The following is a 19,494-nucleotide window of genomic DNA, read 5'->3' on the forward strand; positions in this document are numbered from 1 at the left end:
TTCGGGCGGAAATGCTCCGCCTCCTGTTTGGCGCGCGCCAGCGGGAAATGTATCGGGCCGAGCTCATTGGTCACACGCGGTTCGCCCAGCGTTCCGTGGAAGAGGAACTCGAAAAACTCGTCCGCCTCGAGCTGCTCATCACCACGAAGGATGGCAACCGCCGCTACTACATCGCCAACCAGGCGCACCCCCTCTATCCTGAGCTGCGGAGCATTGTTCTGAAAACCTCCGGGCTCGTTGACCTTCTCGCCGAGGTTTTGCCGCCAAAAAAGATCACCGCTGCCTTCGTCTTCGGCTCGATCGCCGCCAAGAGCGAGCGGGCCGACAGCGATGTTGATTTGATGATCATCGGCGAGATCACCCATCGGACCCTCGCCTCCGCGATGCGGGCGGCGGCCGGGCGCATCGGCCGGGAAATCAACCCCCACTTCTTCACTCCGGCGGAATTCCGTCGCCGTCTGGCCGCGAAGGATCACTTTCTCGGCGACGTGATGGCGAAATCCAAACTCTTCATTATCGGAGGAGAAAATGAGCTTGGCGCACTGGTCCGCGGCCGGGTGGCTGCAACCGCATAAGACCAGTCCCGCCGAAGTCCGCGACCTGTGGCAGATCGTCGATCGCGATCTGGCCGACGCCGCGTCGGGTGGCATCTCGGCCGATTGGCAATACGGCATCGCTTACAACGCCGCGCTGAAGCTCTGCACCATCCTGCTCTACGCCGAAGGTTGGAAACCGGCGAAAGGCGCGCTCGCCCACTCGCGCACGCTAGGTGCGCTGCCGCACATCCTCGGCGCCACTCGCCAAGGTGATGCCGACTATCTCGAAGGGTGTCGGCAGAAGCGCAACACCGTCGAATATGACTACGCCGGCGGAGCAACCAAGCAGGACGCCGAGGAGCTGATCGCCTTCGGCCACGAACTACGCGCGGGGGTGCTCGCATGGCTTAAAAAGAAGCACCCGGTCTTGATGCCGGAGTAAGGATGGACCCTTAGCGCTCTGTCGCAGCACTGAACAACGTCACGATCTGCCGCACCTTCTTCGGCCCGAAGCCGGGCTTCATCTGAAGTTGCTTCCACGTCAGGGCAGCGACCTGCCCGACGATCCACCCGCCCGAATTCGGCGGATAGTCGCGGCCCATCCGCACCGCCAGGCCCATAATGGTGCGTTGGTCGCTGAGGAGGCTCTGCCGCGCCCGGTCCCACTCGCGTTCGACTGCCTCTAGATCGGAACGCGGCGCCACAAACGCGTGCGCGCCCAGCGCTCTTTCCCAAGGCGCATCGAGGGCGATGGGTGTGCTATGGAACTTCTGCCACGTCTCCTCCTTTTTCGCCGCCTCGGTCGGATTGCCCGGCAGCGCCTTAATGTAAGCGAGTGCCTTCGCCCCGACACTCGTCAGCGCCGCGGCCAGCGTCTCCGGCACGCTCTGCCTTTCCCAGAGCTGATTCAGGTCAATGCGCCGCCCGGATTTTTCGACCAACCACGCCACGGTGTAGGCCACGGCCTGCGCCCGCAGACTGCCTGAGTCCTTCGGCGCCAGGCGCAACGCCGCTTTGAATAGAATCATCTTGGCCACAACCTGCTTGAAGTAGTTCACGTCGACGACCGGCTCGCCCTCGTCTTCGTGGCGCTGCGCCAGCTGGATGAAATTCTTCTCGGCACCACGGCACACGAGATGCGGCAATCCGGCCCAGAGTTGCTCATATTTGGCCAGATCGGTCTTTGTGAACTTCTGGATGGAGGGATTCTGCTTCTCCCAATCGCGAATCCGCGCCGGCGTCCCTTGGCGCATCTTGTCGTCGAGATAGGAACCGCGCGCCCGCTCGTAATACCAGTGCGTGCCTCGATCCAACCCGCTGACCGCGGGCGCCCAGACGGTGCGCGACAGTTTCTCCAACTCGAGATGGAAGCGCCCGTTGGCCGAGAAATCCGCCGCGTTCACCTTGTTCTGGCTGTTGGCGTATTTCGAGATCAGCGGGACGATGTCGGCGACGCGCTCCGGATTGGTGAGCACGGTGAGCTTCACCTGCACGACCACGTGACCGACGTCCGTCTTCTCGCGTTTCAGCGCGTGGAAGATGCTGGCGGTCGTCTGCCCGCCGTTGACGATCTGGAAATCCCGCACGGCCCGCAACCGCACGTGGCCGTCGCTCTTGGCGTCCACCTCGACCGACGCGGCGGTGCAGCACAGGCCGTTGTTGTAGGCGAGGAATCGGTGAGGCTCGTCTTGCAGCGTTTTTTGGAGGCCCTTGTTGATCTTCCCCTTCGCTTGGAGAAAGGCCCGCACGTTGCGCTCAAGCAGGCGCTGGCCGTGCTCGCCGTAGATGCGGGCGAGCACCGGGGCCGGCAGAAACGCGAGAAAGGTCCGGTATTCTCCAGTCGCATCGGCGGTCTCCAGCGCCGGCACCGGACCGCCGTAGGCGTTCACGAAATCCAGCTCGATGACCTCACGCTCTCCCACTTGCAGCCGGCTGAGTTTGTCGAGGTCCCACATCACGTAGCGGAGTTCCAAGCCCTCGATCTGCTCCTGTTCGATCTCGACCGATTTCACGACGCCGTCGGTGAGGAGGAAAAGCCGCGCCGTCGTCAGTGCCTCGCGGGCTTCGTAAATCTGGCGCGCCGCTTCGAACACCGGAAACGACGGCTCCAGCTTTGTGTGCCAGCCATCCAACGCCCGGCGGAGAAAGCCGCGCAGGAGCTTGAACTGTTGCTCGGTGTCGGCGCGGGTAACCAGTGTCGGCGCATCCTCGTTGAGGTAGAGCGTGACGAAAAGGTCGAGCGTCGCGCCGTCGCCCGACAGGCTCCATGCGCTGAGCTTGGCCGCCGGCGTGCGACCGCGGGCCTGGTCCTCCCAAGCGCAGAGCGTGCCGTCGCTCGCCTCGTTGTGCTCGATCAGGTGCTCGAGCGCGACCGAGGTGAACGCTTCCGCCTGCAGCGGCGGCGTCCCGGTCTCGGGCTGACACTTGATGCGCACCTCTTCCTTGAGGTCGGCGGCAAACAATTCGAGGCGGGAGAGGGATTCGGTCATGGCAAGGTGAAAAAGGCCCCGAAATCAGGCGGGGTGGACCAAGGCCGCCGCGAGTGCGTCGGGTGGAATGGCGAAGTCGGTGCACGCGGCGAGACTCAGCGCATAGCCAACCTCGCCGACGCCGTTCGGGAGGCCCGTCTCTACTATCCGTGGAAATCCCGGTGCCACCCGGTAGTCCTGCGTCTGCCGCACGGCGTAGCCGACGGAGCCGTAACGGGGGGAGTGTTGATCGAGGTAGCCGGCGGCGAGCAGCGCATCCTCAAAATTTTCCCGTGCCTCCGGCCAGGCCGACAGCGACGCCCTCACTGCCGCCACTTCGGCGGGTAGGGTAGCGGCTCCGCCTTCGTGCGCCTCCAGGGCCAGCACATGCAGGAAAAGCGCGGGCGCCAGCGTGTCGTCGAGCTGGCGCTCGCTCGCGATGCGCACGCTCTGCGGCTGCTTGGCCAGCGTGGTCTTCACCTCGATCCAAGCGCTGGGAAACTGAAAATCCTGGTGCGCGCCTTCCGGGCCTTTCCAGCCCGTCACCGCGGCGCCGCCGACAAGCGGGAGCAGCCGGGTGTGGAGAAAATGCAGCTCTCCCCACAGCCCGCGCTGCGCGGCGGGGTCGAGTCCATCGCGCGCGCTGGCCAGGAAGCGCTGCCAGCGCCGGAGCTGACCGAGCAAAACGATGACCGCGGCGCTGGCGGTTGGCGCCTCTTCAACCCGCCAAGCAAGGTCGACGGCCAGAGCGTCGAAGACATCCGCGAACCGCGGCTCAGTCAGGGTCGCGCCGATATGAGGAACCCCGTCTATCACGACACAGGCGGGTGCGAGTGCGGAGAACTCCGGCCATTGGCGGCGTGCCGGTTGCTGTGCACCATCAAGAGGCAACAGGACAGCGCGCCGTCCCGTGCCGGCTTCACGGGCGGCAAACAGACTCCGGCCCGGCGTCGGGCGGCAGCGAATCAGCCACCAGCGCGAAGCGTCCGCTCCAGCGCTTGCCTCCAATTCCTTCCAAAGAGCGGAGAATCCGATGGTCAGAGGCTCACTCATCGTAGGTATCATCGTCCCTGATCATGGCGTCCCAGACGCGGTTCACCCGATACTCAACGCCGAGCACGGTTTCGCTCGCCGGAAAACTGAGAACAACGCCACTGACGGGATCACCATCGCGATTCAATCCCGTCGTGCGCGCGGGTCTTCCCTCGCCTTCGCTAACCTCCATAGGTGGCACCAGCGGATAGATCAAAAGCAGCCCGCGGCTCCGCGGTCGCAACACGCGGAGCACGCGGCCATAGGGCCGGGTCGTCTGTCCCTTATCGGGCGATCGCAACTTCGGCGGGTTGGTTGCCTGCCACCGCAACGTGAGCGCCAGCGCAACATCCCACGCATCCCGGCCGATGCAACCGGCGAGCCAATCGATGTCGTCGGCAAGGTCGGGTTTGCCCGAAATCTCAGCGAGCCACGCAGCGTCGAACAGCACGCCCCGAAAATCGAGAGCCTCATCGGCAGGGTTTTGGATGTTTGCTTTGCGGGCGAGCCAAGTGGTCTCGGTCTGGTCTTCGGCCGAGCGGGAAACAAGCCCGGTTTCCTGCCCGGCGATGGTCCGGCGATCTCTGGCCTCGGCGCTGCCCGAGCTCACCACGACGACCGTCCAGAGGGTGAGTTCTTTGTCGGGCTTGTCGGCTTGCTTCCGGATGAACTGAACCAGTTCGGCGCCCCCGGCGCGGGCCGCTTCGGGCGGGAAGCGCAGCTTGGAAAGAAACGCAGCGACCTCGGCGACTGGCACGTCTTTCCAGATGCGAGAGCTGGACCCCTGTTGCGTCGCAGGAGCGCCCAACCCCGTGAGAAATTGCTCGACGGCGCCGAGATTGGACGCGGTGACCGTGCCATCCTTGAAGAACTGCGTAGTCTGCACGAGCACACCGGCCCACGAGAGTTCCTGGACTCTGCTGTGGGACATCTTGTTCAGTGCCGTGACGATCATTCCCGCCGGATGGGTGCGGACGCGCAGGCCATATGTCTTGGGCGTCTGACCGGTCGCTACCATGTGGTCGAACTCTCGGCGCAGTTCGGCTTCGGCGAGGGCGATGTGGCGATACCAGCGCATTAACTCCGAGGTGGTGAATAGCCGGCAGAGATCGACATATCCGGGCCGGTATCCGAACCACCGCCCCATTTGGAGTAGAGTGTCATACATTTTCGAGGCGCGCAGGAAGTAACTCACCGAGAGACCCTCCAAGGTCAGGCCCCGCGATAACTTGTCGCCGCCGATCGCGATCACACTGCGGCCTTGCGCCTCGTGCGCCTTGTAGTCGAGAGGCGTCTGAGAGGACGAATTGATGACCGCTACGTCGATCTTGGCCGCAGCCGCGTGTAGCTCTACATCCAACGCTTCCCATGTCACAGTCGGTTGAGCTTCGGACCCAAACTCCTCCGAGACCGGAACAAACTCTTCCGCCCATAGCTGCTTCAGTTCATCACGAAGAGTTGGCTGCCGTGCTCCGTCTCCGTCACGAAGCCTTCGCTGCAAGCCAATCAATTCATCCCTCACCAAACGGGCCGTGTGATTCTGCACTGGCTGGAAACGTGTGACGTGAACCAGCATCGAATTGTGCTTGCTCGATTGATTGCGCACGCGGCGCGCGGCGCAAATCAGGATGAAACAACGGATCGCTCGCGTGAGCGACTTGGGCGGATCTTTCGGGACGTGGTCGATCTTGTGTTTCGGCGGGAAGGCCGCCGCGTAGTCCGTCAAGCTCCTGACAATATTGAGACTCGGCTGGGCGGGAATCTCTCGGTCGGGATCGCCCGCCAAGCCGAATACCCGGGTCGGTCCCACGTAGTTCGAAGGCGCTTCAACGTTGATGATGAAGCTGCGCGGAAACAGATCGGCGCCATGCTTAGGAGACTCAGCGTCAGGATTGATGAATATGTTCGCGAACGGCGTAGCTGTGTAGCCTACGTAGGCCGACTTCTCGAAGGCATCGAGTAGCGCGCGAATTCGCCCGTTAATAACGGACACATCCAGCTCCGGGTCTGCGCCGTCTTTGCTCTTGGTGTTGATGGATGCGTTGTCTGCTTCGTCGTCGATCAGCAGCAACGGCACATTGTGGATGACCGGTTTCTCGTTCTCGGAGGGTTGAGTTCCAGCGACGGCGGTCACCCATTCGTGCAGATTCTTGAGAACATGGCCGTTCTTTTTGACGACGAGCACGACGGGGTCGCTTCCAAGCATCACGTTTTGCTGAGAGGCGACTTTCTTGCTGAAATCGCCGTCTTCCGCACTGCTGGTGAGTGAGTGAATAGGATAGCGCTCACCAGCGTTTTTTCCGACTCCGATCCAAAGACTGTTGGCACTCAGTTTTCGACTGTTGCGCGTATCGAAACCGGTGACACCCTCGTCGATTCGCAACTGGGTCTGGCTGCGCAAATTGCTATGAATGCCAGCGAGAATGACGATTAGCTTATAGCCTGCGTCGATTGCTTTGCATATGAGCCCCGTATAATTGGCCGTTTTCCCTGACTGCACGCTTCCGACAACCATTCCCCGACGGTCCCACTGATCAGGCCGCGCGGGGTCTTCCAGGCGTTCTAGAACCTTGTCGGTGAGGCTGTGGAGACTGTTCACCACCGCGGGAGGAAGGCCGACTTCGCGCGCGAGATAGCGTTCGTAACGCGACCAGAAACGCCAGTCGATCTGGGCACGCCTATCCGGGAGCCACACTTTGTGTGCGTCGGGATCGTCGTCATCCAGCACCCCCACCGTTCCGGCTCTGACTGCGAACATATGGGCGAGTTCTGCCGTGAGTGTCTCCAAGTCCGGTGCCGGACCACCAAAGAGAGTGGCTGCCTGTATAGCCTTCTGAGCGGTTTCCCGAATCTTCTCCAAAGTCCTGTCGGACTCTTTGCCGAGGATATCGGCGGCGAGATTGCGGGCGTTAGTGTGGTTTTGCGCAGCGTCAGGCATCGGGGTGCTCCGGAGTTATTGTCGCGAGCAGCTCCGGGAACTGGTCGAAGGGTGGATGACTTGAAAGGCGTTGAATCGCTTCGTCGTGACCGCAGCCGATCGAGCGAAACGTCCGATAAAGTTCATCGAGCACTTCTTTCACTTGGGCCGCTGGCGTTCCCTCGAACGGCTCAGGTTGTGAGCCGGGCTCTTCTGCGGCCGTGATGCCAATATGCTGGAGCGGGATCGACTCTTGAACCAAGGCGATCAACGCGCGCATGGCAGGCTTGTCGGATGTGCTCTCCAGCACCCGGCGCACCAGCGGATGCTCGTCATTGATCCGGTAAAATAAACGGTCGTGCTTCGCGAGGTGAAGCCATAGACGGTTGGTCGGACTGGAGTCAGCCGGTGCGGTCAACCGGGCGCCGCGATGGGTATAAACGTTTTTCGCCTCGGCACGCGTGCGCTCGGCGATGCGTTTCAAATCGTCGCGCAGCGCGGCGGGCGGCGTGGCGCGAGACTTGGTTACATTGATCTGCCACTCGTGGTCGAGCGTGTTGGGTAGGTCGATCGCGATGCGCGCGAGCTTGAGATGCTCGTCCTTCGTCCAGCCAAAGCCGAGCCAGTCGCCGGCCACAAGGAGCCGGTCGCGGCGATAAACGTAGAATCCTTGGTGGGCGAGCCAGCCACGCGGGCCGGCTCCCGCTTCGTGCTCGATCTTGGAAAGTTTCGAGATGTGCGGCAGCACGTAGGCGCGCACCGGCACGCGCTCGCCGCCCAGCCGCAGCGGGTCGACCGGCAGGCGGTGGGTGGCGGGGTGATTTTCGAGAAACGGGTCCCATGGTTCGACCGCGCGGTCGTTGACGAAGAGCCGCACGGCGGAGGACCCCGTCATAAGTCGGTGGAACACGAGACCGAGGTGGCTTCGCACGCCGTCGATGCGCTCGAGGAAGCGCTGTTGGTGGCGGTCGCTCTGCGGGTCTTGGCCGCGGGTCAGGCGGTCAAGCTGCTGCCAGAGCACCGTCGTGCCGTTCGGTTGATCGGCGAGTCGGGTAAAGCGCGGCTCCGCGGCGACATCGGCCGCGCGAAGGAGGCGCCAGTCGTCCGTGGCGGCGATGACGCCAAGATCCCAGCAGCGCGTCTCTACCGGGCTGGAGGCACGTCGGCTGCGCACGGTTAGGCGGCGGCATTGGGAGAGCGAGGCGGTCTTGAGGCCGAGGCCGAAGCGGCCGAGGTCATGCGGCGCACGTGCGGCGAGCGGACCGCGGGTGCCGAGTCGCATCGCCTCCACCAACTCGGCGGCGGACATACCGTCGCCATCGTCAGTCACGCTAACCGTAGAAGCATCGCCCGCCCACTCGAAGTGCAACCAGACGTGGCGTGCATGGGCCGCGATACTGTTGTCCACCAAATCAGCCAGCGCGGTCGGTAGGTCGTAGCCGAAGGCGCGGAGACTTTCGACGATGGCCGACGCGTGCGGCGGGGTGCGGTCGAAGGCGTCCTCGGGCATCGGCAGGGAAACAGAGTTACCGTCCCGGTGGGACTGGAGTGGGCATGGGAGCGGTCGCCGGCGCCCGGGCAGCGGTGCATCGTCGGGCGTCGAGCCCCGCGCGCTGCGCCTCGATGCAGTAGAAGGCTTCGTCGGAAAACTCCTCGCCCAGATAACGCCGCCACGCCTCAGTGCCGAAACCTTCGAGCATCACGGGCCAGCCGCTGCGCGTGTAGCGCCGGCCGAGGCGGTCGATGGCTTCACCGGAGAGCGGTGCGTCGTGCTCCTCGTCGCCGTGTTCGAGTGCGTTTTCCGGGTGCAACTCGGGAAAAAGCCAGAGCAGCGCATGCCAGCCGCGCAAAAACTCCGCAGCGGTCATCGCCCGCAGCGCCTTGCGGTCGGCCCGCGTCAACGGGTCGAGCCAAGTGATCGCTTCGGTCCGGTTGCTCGGCAGAGCAAAGGCAGGTGCGACGGCTAAGGAATGGTGCCCACGGGTGGGTCTTGCGGTGGGCGCGGCGATCTCTGGCGAGAGGAACGAGCGGATCGCCCGGCCGACGCCTTCGGCGATGAGTGGCGGAACGGCGTTGCCGATGACGCGGAAGGCGTGCGTGCGAGCCTCGGGAAAGACGAACCAGTCGGGGAAACTCTGCACGCGGGCGGCCTCGCGCGGGGTGAGCGAGCGGTTCTGCACCGGATGGATGAACATCAGGCCGTCCTTGCTCAGGTGCGCCACGATCGTGGAACACGGCTTGTTTCGGTGCTGGCGGGTGTAGCGGTCTTTGAAAGTCGTCTTGTCGTAGGGAAAATCGAACTCGACGCCGCGTCGCATGGCGGCGGCGGAGCTTTCGCCCTCGGCGAGTTTCAGAAAGTCGCCGAGATCGCGGGCGCTGTGCGGGCGGGCGACGTGGTTGTAGATCGCCGGGGAGGCACCGACTTCGGCGACGTGCGAGAGGTAGCGTTTCCGCCAGCGGTCGCGGGTGCCGCCGAGAAAGTGAACCTGACGACGCTTCAGATCGTAGGGCGTTTCGTGTTCGCCGGCGCCGGCGGCGAGCACCGGCAGGTCGAGGATCGCGTCGCCCAGCATCGTCGCCAGCAGCGCGCGCGGCGCGGGCGCGAGCTCGGCGGGAAAATAACCGGGGAGATCGGCGCGGACGCCGACGATGAGCTGCCGGCGGCGTTTCTGCGGCACGCCGAGCGCGGTGCCGCGCTCGATCTGCGGATGGACACGGTAACCGGGCCGGCCGGAAGTTTTTCCGAGGCTGCGGGCCTCGTATTGGACGGCGGTGAAGTAGCGGCCGCCGGCGGCGGAGCGAAGACCGAGGACGTTTTCGATTACGAATACCTTCGGCTGGAAGTGCTCTACGTGGTCGAGAAAGTTGCGGAAAAGATGGCGGCGGGGGTCGTCCTTGAGACGCTTGTCGCCGTGATTGGAGCCGTCACGCTGTCGCGCGGTGCTGAAGCCTTGGCAGGGTGGACCGCCGACGATCACATCGACTTCCTTGGAGCCGATCATGGCTGCTAACGTGTCGGGTCGGAGCTGAGTGAGATCGGCATGCAACGCGAACGCCACCGGAGGCAAGCTGGTCGGAGACTTAGCCTGCAAATTTGTCCGCAGCGTGGCGATCGCCTGTTCGTTGAAATCGATAGCCGCGAGGCAATCGAAACCGGCACGCAACATCCCCAGCGTAAAGCCGCCGCAGCCGCTGAACAGGTCAATGAACGTGAGCGAAGCGCGGCTCATCGGTCGATCCCTTTGCATAGTTCTGACGCGGCCACGGCCAGTGCTCGTGCTAGCTTGGCTATACTGAGAATCGTCAGATTGCGCTCACCGCGCTCGATCCCGCTGATGTAGGTCTGGTCGAGACCGGCTTTCTCAGCCAATTCCTCCTGCGTCCATTCTTTCGCCTCGCGGAGTTTCCGTACATTGGAACCGAAACGCTCCAATTCCCGCGCCTTGGTTTTCGCCATCGAGCTATATTAACGGATTATGACCTAGAAGTTTACAGACGATGATACCTATTCGGCCGCGAAAGCGCCGACGTTTTCCTGACGATCCCGCTGCTCGTCGCTGCGGAGCTTGAAAGATCGCCCATATCCGGTCGGTTATCCGCCGGCTCAAATCAGACGTTGGTGCCCCGCGGCAGCGATCATGCCGGCTAGGCGGGTTTTGAATCGCGCTTTATATTCCCCCGCTTCGCCGTGAGGAAACGGCGATCTCCATGAAATACGGACTTCAATGCCGGATTTTCATGGAAGTCGCTTTTGCAAAACTACCCGCCGGAATCGAGCGGCTTACAATGCAGGGCGACTCCCGCACTGTTCGTGGAGCCCGCCCAAATCACTCGTAGCAATGCCTTCTTCTTACGGCAGATCCGTGTAGCCCATCAGGTAGCGGTCGCACTCGCGGGCGGCGCCGCGGCCTTCGTTGATCGCCCACACCACCAAGCTCTGTCCGCGCCGGCAGTCGCCCGCTGCAAACACGCCTTTAATGCTCGTCGTATATTTTTCGTGCTCGGCTTTGATGTTGGAGCGCGGGTCGGTCTCGACGCCGATTTCCTTCAACAACGCCTGCTCCGGCCCGAGAAAGCCCATCGCGAGCAGCACGAGTTGCGCGGGGCGCGTCTGCTCCGTGCCGGGCTGCTCTTTCGGGATGAACTGCCCTTTCTCGTTTTTCTCCCACTTGATTTCAACCGTCACGAGCTCCTTCACGTGGCCCTGCTCGTCGCCGACGAATTTCTTCACCGTAGTCAGATACACGCGCGGATCGGCGCCGAATTTCGCCGCCGCCTCTTCCTGGCCGTAATCCATTTTGTAAACCTTCGGCCACTCCGGCCACGGGTTATCCGCCGCGCGCTCCGTCGGCGGCTTCGGGAGAATTTCGATCTGCACGAGGCTCTTGCAGCCGTGCCGCATCGAGGTGCCCACGCAATCCGTGCCCGTATCGCCGCCGCCGATGACGACGACGTCTTTTTTCTGCGCGCTGATGAGCGCGTGCTCCGCGCCGCCGTCGAGGACGGCTTTGGTGTTCGCCCCGAGAAACTCCATCGCGAAGTACACGCCTTTGAGCTGGCGGCCTTCGATCGGAAGGTCGCGCGGCTGCGTGGCGCCGGTGCAGATGACCGTCGCGTCGTATTCCTTGAGAAAGATCTGCGGCTCGACGTTGTCGCCGACGTTGGCGTTGCAGATGAATTTAATGCCTTCCTGCTCCATCTGTTTGATGCGGCGCAGGACCACTTCCTTTTTGTCGAGCTTCATGTTCGGGATGCCATACATCAGCAACCCGCCCGGCCGGTCGGCGCGTTCGAACACCGTGACGCTGTGGCCGGCTTTGTTGAGCTGCGCGGCGCAGGAGAGACCCGCCGGGCCGGAACCGATCACGGCGACTTTTTTGCCCGTGCGCACCGCCGGCGGCTCGGGCACGACCCAGCCTTCCTCCCACCCGCGATCGATGATCGCCGCCTCGATGTTCTTGATCGTGACGGGCGGGTTGTTGAGGCCGAGCACACAGGAACCTTCGCACGGGGCGGGACAGACGCGGCCGGTGAAATCCGGGAAGTTGTTCGTCTTGTGCAACCGGTCGAGCGCCTCGTGCCACAGGCCGCGATAAACGAGGTCGTTCCACTCGGGGATGAGGTTGTTGATGGGGCAGCCACTGGCCATGCCGCTGATCAACTTGCCGGTGTGACAGAACGGGATGCCGCAATCCATGCAGCGCGCGCCCTGCTGCCGGAGTTTCTTTTCCTCCATGTGGTGGTGAAACTCTTTCCAGTCCTTCACGCGCTCGGTCGGCGTGCGGTCGACGGGAAGCTCGCGGAGATATTCGATGAAGCCGGTTGGTTTGCCCATGGAGAAGAAAGTTAAACTAGCGAGTGGCGGGTGATGGGTGACGAGGAGGAAGGCCGGTGAACGTGCGGTGGTGGGGAAATGCCCGCGGCTCGCGACTCTCTCCTCGTTACAGTGGTTTTTAATTTCCCCCGACGCGTGACGTGTCGCGGGCGTTTTCCTCGAAGGCCGCCATGATGGCTTCGTCGCCGGTGAGGCCTTGGTCCTGCGCGCGCTCGATGCAGGCGAGCATGCGCTTGTAATCCTTCGGCAGCACTTTGACGAATTTCGGAGCGAACTCCGCCCAGCGATCGAGCACGAGGCGCGCGCGGTCGCTCTGCGTGTAATCGAAGTGTCTTTGAATCATCGCGCGGACGGCGGAGAGCTCCTTCGCGGTCTCGAGCTTTTCGACTTCGACCATCTGCGTGTTGACGCGGGCGGCGAAGTCGCCGGTCTCGTCGAGCACGTAGCCGATGCCGCCGGACATGCCGGCGCCAAAGTTGCGTCCGGCGCGACCGAGCACGACGACGTAGCCGCCGGTCATGTATTCGCAGCCGTTGTCGCCAATGGCCTCGACGACGGCCGTGACGCCGGAGTTGCGCACCGCGAAGCGTTCGCCCGCCATGCCGCGGATGTAAACCTCACCGGCGGTCGCGCCGTAGAGCGCCACGTTGCCGATGATCATGTTTTCGCCCGCCTTGAACGGCGCCTTCGCCGAGGGATAGATGATGAGTTTTCCGCCCGAGAGGCCCTTGCCGAAGTAGTCGTTCGCATCGCCCTCGATGGAGAGCGTCATACCGCGCGTCACAAACGCGCCGAAGCTCTGGCCGGCGGAGCCGGTGAACTTCAACTTGATCGTGTCCTCCGGCAGACCCTGGGCGCCGTGGCGCTTCGTGACTTCGCCCGACGTGATCGTGCCCACGACGCGGTTGACGTTGCGAATCGGCAGCTCGGCGATGACTTTCTCGCCGCGCTCGATGGCCGGTGCGCACAGCTCGAGCAGAGTCGTGACATCGAGCGAGCGCTCGATGCCGTGATCCTGCTTCGTCGAGCAATACCGGCCGACCTCGGCCCCCACGTCGGGTTGATAAAGGATGTTCGAGAAATCGAGGCCCTTTGCCTTCCAGTGATCGACGGCCTTTTTCGACTCCAGCCGGTCGGTGCGACCGACCATTTCCTCAATGGTGCGGAAGCCGAGCTGCGCCATGATTTCGCGGAGATCTTCTGCGATGAAACGCATGAAGTTCACCACGTGCTCCGGCTGGCCGGTGAACTTGGCCCGCAACTGCGGATCCTGCGTCGCGACGCCGGTCGGACAGGTGTTGAGATGGCAGACACGCATCATGATGCAGCCGCTGGCGACGAGCGGACCGGTCGCAAAACCAAACTCCTCCGCGCCGAGCAACGCCGCGATCGCCACGTCACGCCCGGTCTTGAGCTGGCCGTCGGTCTCGACCGCGATGCGCGAACGCAGATTGTTAAGCACGAGCGTCTGGTGCGTCTCGGCGAGGCCGAGCTCCCACGGCAGACCCGCGTGTTGCAGGGACGTTTGCGGCGAGGCCCCGGTGCCACCGTCGTAGCCGGAGACGAGCACCACGTCGGCGTGGGCTTTCGCGACGCCCGCGGCGATCGTACCCACGCCCACTTCCGAGACGAGTTTCACGCTGATGCGCGCGTCCTTGTTGCCGTTCTTGAGGTCGTGAATCAACTCGGCGAGATCCTCGATCGAGTAGATGTCGTGGTGCGGCGGCGGCGAGATGAGACCCACGCCCGCGGTGGTGCCGCGGGTCTTCGCGACCCACGGATAAACCTTCGAACCGGGCAACTGCCCGCCTTCGCCCGGCTTCGCGCCCTGCGCCATCTTGATCTGCAACTCACGCGCCTTCACCAGATATTCGCTGGTGACGCCGAAGCGGCCCGATGCGACCTGCTTGATCGCGGAATTCTTCGAATCGCCGAGTTCGTTGGTCCACGTGTAACGCGCGGGATCCTCGCCGCCTTCGCCGGTGTTGGATTTGCCGCCGATGCGGTTCATCGCGATCGCGAGCGTCTCGTGCGCCTCCTGCGAAATGGAGCCGTAGGACATCGCGCCGGTTTTGAAACGCTTCATGATCGCTTCGACCGGCTCGACCTCCTCGAGCGGCACGGGCGTGCTGTCATCCTTGAAGTGGAGCAATGAACGCAGTGTGCACAACGCGCGCGACTGGTCGTTGATCAGCTTCGCGTAGGCCTGGTAGGTCTTTTTGTTGTTCGTGCGCACCGCCTTTTGCAGCGCATGCACGGACTCGGGCGTGAACAAATGCGCCTCGCCGTTGGCGCGCCATTGGTAGAGGCCGCCGGCGGGCAGCACATGGCCGTCGACCGGCCGCTCCGGATAAGCCGCCCGGTGGCGGAGCAACACTTCCTGCGCGATCACATCGAGGCCGATGCCGCCGATGCGTGAAGGTGTCCACGTGAAGTAGTGGTCGATCACGTCCTGCCGCAGGCCGAGCGCTTCGAAAACTTGCGCGCCGCGATACGACTGGATGGCGGAAATGCCCATCTTGGACATGACTTTGATCACGCCCTTGGTGGCCGCCTTCACGAAATTCTGGCAGGCCTTCTTGTGATCGATGCCGGTCAGCAATCCCTCGCGAATCATGTCGTCCATCGTCTCGAACGCCACGTAAGGATTGATCGCCGAGGCGCCGTAACCGATGAGCAGGGCGAAGTGGTGCACCTCGCGCGCTTCGCCGGTTTCGAGCACAATCGACACCCGTGTGCGCAAGCCTTCCCGGATGAGGAAATGGTGCAGGCCGCCGATCGCGAGCAGCGCGGGAATCGGGGCAAAGTCCTTCGTCACCCCGCGATCGCTGAGCACGAGCACATTCATCTCGTCCTCCTCGATCATGCGACGCGCCATGATCGAGAGTTCTTCCATCGACTTCGCGAGGCCCTTCTCGCCGCGCGACACGCGGAACAGCGCGGACAGCACGCCCACGCGCAAGCCCGGGAGGTTGGTGCGGCGGATTTTCGCGAACTCCTCGTTCGTCAAGATCGGCCACTTCAACTCCACCCGGCGGCACGCGGTGGGTTGCGGGTTGAGCAGGTTGCCTTCCGAGCCGAGTCGCGTCTCGGCGGAGATGACGATTTCCTCGCGAATCGAATCGATCGGCGGGTTCGTGACCTGGGCGAAAAGCTGCTTGAAATAGTCGTAGAGCAGACGCGGCTTGTTCGACAGCACGGCCAGCGCGCCGTCGTTGCCCATCGAACCGATGGCCTCGACGCCATTCTTCGCCATCGGCGTGATGACGATGCGCTCGTCTTCAAACGTGTAGCCGAACGCGATCTGGCGTTGCAGCAGCGTCTCGTGATTCGGCGGCTCCACCTTCGGCGCCTCCGGCAAATCGTTGAGATGCACGAGATGTTGCTTGATCCACTCGCGATACGGGTGGGCGCGGCAGATCTCGCGCTTGATCTCTTCGTCCTCGATGATGCGCCCCTGGTCGGTGTCGATGAGGAACATCCGGCCCGGTTGCAGCCGGCCTTTTTGCACGACCTGATCGGCCGGAATATCCAGCACGCCGGCCTCCGACGCCATGATCACCCGGCCGTCCTTCGTCACGTAATAGCGCGACGGGCGCAGGCCGTTGCGATCGAGAATGGCTCCGATCTGCCGGCCGTCGGTGAACGCGATCGACGCCGGGCCATCCCACGGCTCCATCAGGCAGGAGTGGTATTGATAGAATGCGCGGACATCCGGATCCATCGACTCATTCGCCGACCACGGCTCCGGCACCATCATCATCATCGCATGCGCGAGCGGACGGCCCGCGAGCACGAGCAGCTCGAGGGTGTTGTCGAACATCGACGAATCGGAACCGTTCGGGTTGATGATCGGCAGGATCTTCTCGATGTCCTCGCCGAACAGCGCGTTTTCGAACAACGCCTGCCGGGCGTGCATCCAATTGATGTTGCCGCGCAGCGTGTTGATTTCCCCGTTGTGCGCGACGTAGCGATACGGATGCGCCCGCTCCCAACTCGGAAACGTATTGGTCGAAAACCGGGAGTGCACGATCGCCAGCGCCGTCTCCATCGCCGGGTGCTTCAGATCGGGATAATAGTTATCCAGCTGATCGGTGGTCAGCATGCCTTTGTAGACGATCGTCTTCATCGACAGGCTCGCCACATACCAATACTCGGCGCCCGCGAGCGTCGAAGCGCGGATCGCCGAGTAGCCGCGCTTGCGCACGACGTAGAGCTTCCGTTCAAACGCCAGATCGTCCGCGATGTCGGGCCCGCGGCCGATGAATGCCTGCCGCATGAACGGCTCGCACGACATCGCCGAATCGCCCAACGAAGCACTGTTCGTCGGCACCGACCGCCAGCCGAGAAACACGAGGCCTTCCGCCTGCACGAGCTGTTCAAACCGCTCCTCGATCTTGCGGCGCACCGTCGGATTGCGCGGCAGATAGATCAACCCCACGCCGTATTGCCCCGCTTCCGGCAGGGTGATCCGCGAAGCCTTGCAGACCTCGACAAAAAACGTGTGCGGCATCTGCAGCAGCACGCCCGCACCATCGCCCGTGTTGGTCTCGGCGCCACTGGCGCCGCGGTGATCGAGGTTGCGCAACACCTGCAACGCATCGGCGAGGATCTGGTGCGACTTGCGCCCGTGCATGTCGACGACGAACCCCACGCCGCACGCGTCGTGTTCGAACGCGGGGTCGTAGAGCCCCTGTTTGGCAGGCAAACCAGGAGAACGTCGCGGGGCGGCGGAGGCAGAGAGAAGTTCGCGACGACGTTGGTGGGCGGTTTGCTCAGTATTCACAGGATATGGGAAAGTGGTGGCGAAAGTCGGGGCGCGGAGCCAAAAAAAGGGCCGTCTCGGTTCAGCGAGAGCGGCCCAGGAAGTTAATTCGGCAAGCTCTCAGCTCGGTTAGAAAAAGCGGATCGTTTTAGTGGCCATCCTCGCGTGCTCATCATCGGAACAAGCCGCATTGGTGGGAGCGTCGGCCGGGGCTTCGGTCGGTTTGACGAGTTCGTTGCTCAAAAGGTAGTTCTCCACCTCTTCGCCCGACACATCCGCCAGCATCACGCCGTCGACTTCCACGCAGGGCGAGAGCGGCTGGCCGGACTTTTGCACCATCTCCGCGTAGTTCGCGCGATCATTGATGATGTCGATGTCCTCGAAGCCGAGATTGTATTTGCGCATGATGGCGCGCACGCCGTTGGACCAGCCACAGTGCGGCTTGAGATAGGCTTTGATCTTCATTCGGGAAAGGTGTGGCGGAGCAAAATCGGCGCAAGGTATAAGGCCCGTTTTCCCTCCCGCAAGAGGAACTTTGCCAAATTATGTCCTAAGCCCCGCCGCACGCGCGACCCGCTCGCCGGACCCGCGGTCAATCGTGACTTCGCCATGGCAGCGACCCGCCGGCGATTTCACCGCCTCGCCGGAGGCACGCTCCGCTAAGCCCCGCGCCGAAATTGCGTCGGCGTCAGCCCCGTCCGCTGCCGGAACTGGCGCGAGAAGAAAAAAATGTTTCGAAAACCCACCGCCTCCGCCACCGCGCCGATCGTGAAATCCGATTCCAGCAAGAGCTGGCGCGCCCGCTCGATCTTCGCGTTGATCACATAATCCTGCGGGCGCACGCCCGTAACCTTCAGAAACACGCGCGAGAAATGGTCCACGCTGTAACCGGCCGCCCGCGCCAGCTCGTCCACGCCGCCCGCTTCCGCCGGGCTTTCCCGCACCTGCGCCGCGATCCGCTCCACAATCCCGCGATGATGACGGTCCAACCCGCCCGGCGGCGAGGTCTCCGCGGCGCTGTGCTCGTGCGCCAACGTCTGCAACAGCGCGCCCAGCAAATCTTCCGCCGCGGTCGGCGCGGTCCCGGTTTCCTCGCGCAACGCGATCACGCGACGCATCACCAAATCCGTGAATTCCACCTCCGGCGTCCGCCAGACCTCAAACGGCGGGGCGAAAGCGGATAAGGGCAAACCGCTCCACGCCGCGCACAGGTCGAAGTGGATGAAGTTCACCCCCAGTCGCTGCGCCGGATCCTGTTCCGCTTCATAACGCCGGCCGGGCTGCATCCATAAACAGGTGCCGGCGCTGAGCTCGATTTCCCCTGCCTCTAAAATCATCCGCCCGCGACCTGCCCAAACGAACCAAAGATCGTAGTCCACGAGTCCCCTGGCCCACCCCGGCGCCAGCCGCCAGCCCGGCTCGCAACGCTGCCGCCCACAGGCTCCCAAACGCGTGTGACAAGCTCGGCCGGCGATCTCCATAGCGGATAAAGACAAATCTTTAGCGCGCGAATGCATGGCGCCGCAAGCGCTTTTGGGGCATAGTCTCTCTCCCTCCCCATGAGCACCACCGTCGACACCCATTTTGACCCCGGCTCCGAGATGCACGCCCCGGAGCTCTATCAACCCGCCCAGCTCGCCTCCGGCGTTGAAACGCTGGCCGACATCGGCCCCGCGGAAATCGCCTTCTACCGCGAGCATGGCTATCTCGTGGTCCGCCGCGCATTCACGCCCGCCGAAGTGCAGTCCGCGCTCGAAGGCCTGATCGCCCTCATCATGGGCGCGCGGCCCGACTACACGAACCTCTGGTTCGAGGCGAAAGCCAAGGACGTGTTGCCCACGCTCAACGCTGAGCAACGTCAGGATGCCATTCGCAAACTCGCCTATTTCGTCGAATTCGATTCGCGCCTCAAGGCCCTTTCGCACCACATCCAGCTCTGGGCCACCGTGCGCCGGCTGCTCGGCGACCGCGAGCCGTTCATGTTTCAAGACATGGCGCTCATCAAGCCGCCGCGCCTCGGCCGCGAAAAGCCCTGGCATCAGGATCACGCGTATTTCGAATACGAACTCGGCACGCCGGTCGTGGGCGTCTGGATCGCGCTCGATGAGGCCACAGTCGAAAACGGCTGCATGCAGATCCTTCCCGGCCGCCACAAGGAGGGGCCCATCATCCACTTCCAACGTCGCGACTGGCAGATTTGCGACAACCAGATGACCGGCGCGCGATCCGTCGCGGTGCCGCTGCCTCCCGGCGGGCTGCTCTTCTTCGACGGGCTCCTGCCGCATGGCACGCCCCACAACTCGTCGCCCAATCGCCGTCGCGCCCTGCAGTTTCACTATGCGCCCGCCGATGCCGTGAAAGCCCCGCCCGCCGAACGCCTCAAGCACTTCGGCAGCGAAGGCAAAAACGTCACCTGCTGATCGACCTGCAGCGCCGACGAG

The 19,494-nt window shown here is 63.3% G+C and carries 13 protein-coding genes; 3 read left to right on the plus strand and 10 right to left on the minus strand.

Features of this window, described 5'->3' with window-relative positions:
- The first annotated feature begins 47 nt into the window (after positions 1-47).
- Both K0B96_RS17675 and K0B96_RS16870 read left to right on the plus strand, forming a co-directional pair.
- Positions 48-575: a nucleotidyltransferase domain-containing protein gene (locus tag K0B96_RS17675; RefSeq protein ID WP_345779939.1), complete on the plus strand. Its 528-nt coding sequence runs from the start codon at positions 48-50 to the stop codon at positions 573-575.
- Positions 529-978, plus strand: a complete 450-nt coding sequence (locus K0B96_RS16870) for a hypothetical protein (protein WP_220162184.1) — start codon at positions 529-531, stop codon at positions 976-978. The genes K0B96_RS17675 and K0B96_RS16870 overlap by 47 nt, the downstream gene beginning before the upstream one ends.
- Before the next feature lie 10 nt (positions 979-988).
- Here the strand turns inward: K0B96_RS16870 and K0B96_RS16875 are convergent, their stop codons facing one another.
- The 10 genes from K0B96_RS16875 to K0B96_RS16920 form a co-directional block, all read right to left on the minus strand.
- Positions 989-3,025: an AIPR family protein gene (locus tag K0B96_RS16875; protein ID WP_220162186.1), complete on the minus strand. Its 2,037-nt coding sequence runs from the start codon at positions 3,023-3,025 to the stop codon at positions 989-991.
- A 24-nt stretch (positions 3,026-3,049) separates the two neighbouring features.
- Positions 3,050-4,057: a PD-(D/E)XK motif protein gene (locus tag K0B96_RS16880; RefSeq protein WP_220162188.1), complete on the minus strand. Its 1,008-nt coding sequence runs from the start codon at positions 4,055-4,057 to the stop codon at positions 3,050-3,052.
- Positions 4,050-6,974: a Z1 domain-containing protein gene (locus K0B96_RS16885; RefSeq protein ID WP_220162190.1), complete on the minus strand. Its 2,925-nt coding sequence runs from the start codon at positions 6,972-6,974 to the stop codon at positions 4,050-4,052. The genes K0B96_RS16880 and K0B96_RS16885 overlap by 8 nt, the downstream gene beginning before the upstream one ends.
- On the minus strand, positions 6,967-8,463 hold the full coding sequence (locus K0B96_RS16890) for an ATP-binding protein (RefSeq protein ID WP_220162192.1): 1,497 nt from the start codon (positions 8,461-8,463) through the stop codon (positions 6,967-6,969). The genes K0B96_RS16885 and K0B96_RS16890 overlap by 8 nt, the downstream gene beginning before the upstream one ends.
- A 16-nt stretch (positions 8,464-8,479) precedes the next feature.
- Positions 8,480-10,183, minus strand: a complete 1,704-nt coding sequence (locus K0B96_RS16895) for a DNA cytosine methyltransferase (protein ID WP_220162194.1) — start codon at positions 10,181-10,183, stop codon at positions 8,480-8,482.
- Positions 10,180-10,410 (minus strand): helix-turn-helix domain-containing protein, encoded by a 231-nt coding sequence (locus K0B96_RS16900; protein WP_220162196.1) that lies wholly within the window; start codon positions 10,408-10,410, stop codon positions 10,180-10,182. Before K0B96_RS16900 ends, K0B96_RS16895 begins: the two co-directional genes overlap by 4 nt.
- Positions 10,411-10,803: 393 nt before the next feature.
- On the minus strand, positions 10,804-12,288 hold the full coding sequence (locus K0B96_RS16905) for a glutamate synthase subunit beta (protein WP_220162198.1): 1,485 nt from the start codon (positions 12,286-12,288) through the stop codon (positions 10,804-10,806).
- Positions 12,289-12,406: 118 nt separating this feature from the next.
- Positions 12,407-16,996, minus strand: a complete 4,590-nt coding sequence (gene gltB / locus K0B96_RS16910; protein ID WP_345779940.1) for a glutamate synthase large subunit — start codon at positions 16,994-16,996, stop codon at positions 12,407-12,409.
- A 186-nt stretch (positions 16,997-17,182) separates the two neighbouring features.
- Entirely contained in the window at positions 17,183-17,518 is a 336-nt protein-coding gene (locus K0B96_RS16915; protein WP_220162202.1) for a glutaredoxin family protein, read from the minus strand.
- Between the two features lie 194 nt (positions 17,519-17,712).
- Positions 17,713-18,549, minus strand: coding sequence for a helix-turn-helix transcriptional regulator (locus K0B96_RS16920; protein WP_220162204.1), 837 nt, complete (start codon positions 18,547-18,549; stop codon positions 17,713-17,715).
- Between the two features lie 63 nt (positions 18,550-18,612).
- Between K0B96_RS16920 and K0B96_RS16925 the strand changes: the two genes are divergently transcribed.
- Positions 18,613-19,473 (plus strand): phytanoyl-CoA dioxygenase family protein, encoded by an 861-nt coding sequence (locus K0B96_RS16925; protein WP_220162206.1) that lies wholly within the window; start codon positions 18,613-18,615, stop codon positions 19,471-19,473.
- The last annotated feature ends 21 nt before the right edge of the window (positions 19,474-19,494 follow it).

It is taken from the genome of Horticoccus luteus (assembly GCF_019464535.1).
Classification (GTDB): domain Bacteria; phylum Verrucomicrobiota; class Verrucomicrobiia; order Opitutales; family Opitutaceae; genus Horticoccus; species Horticoccus luteus.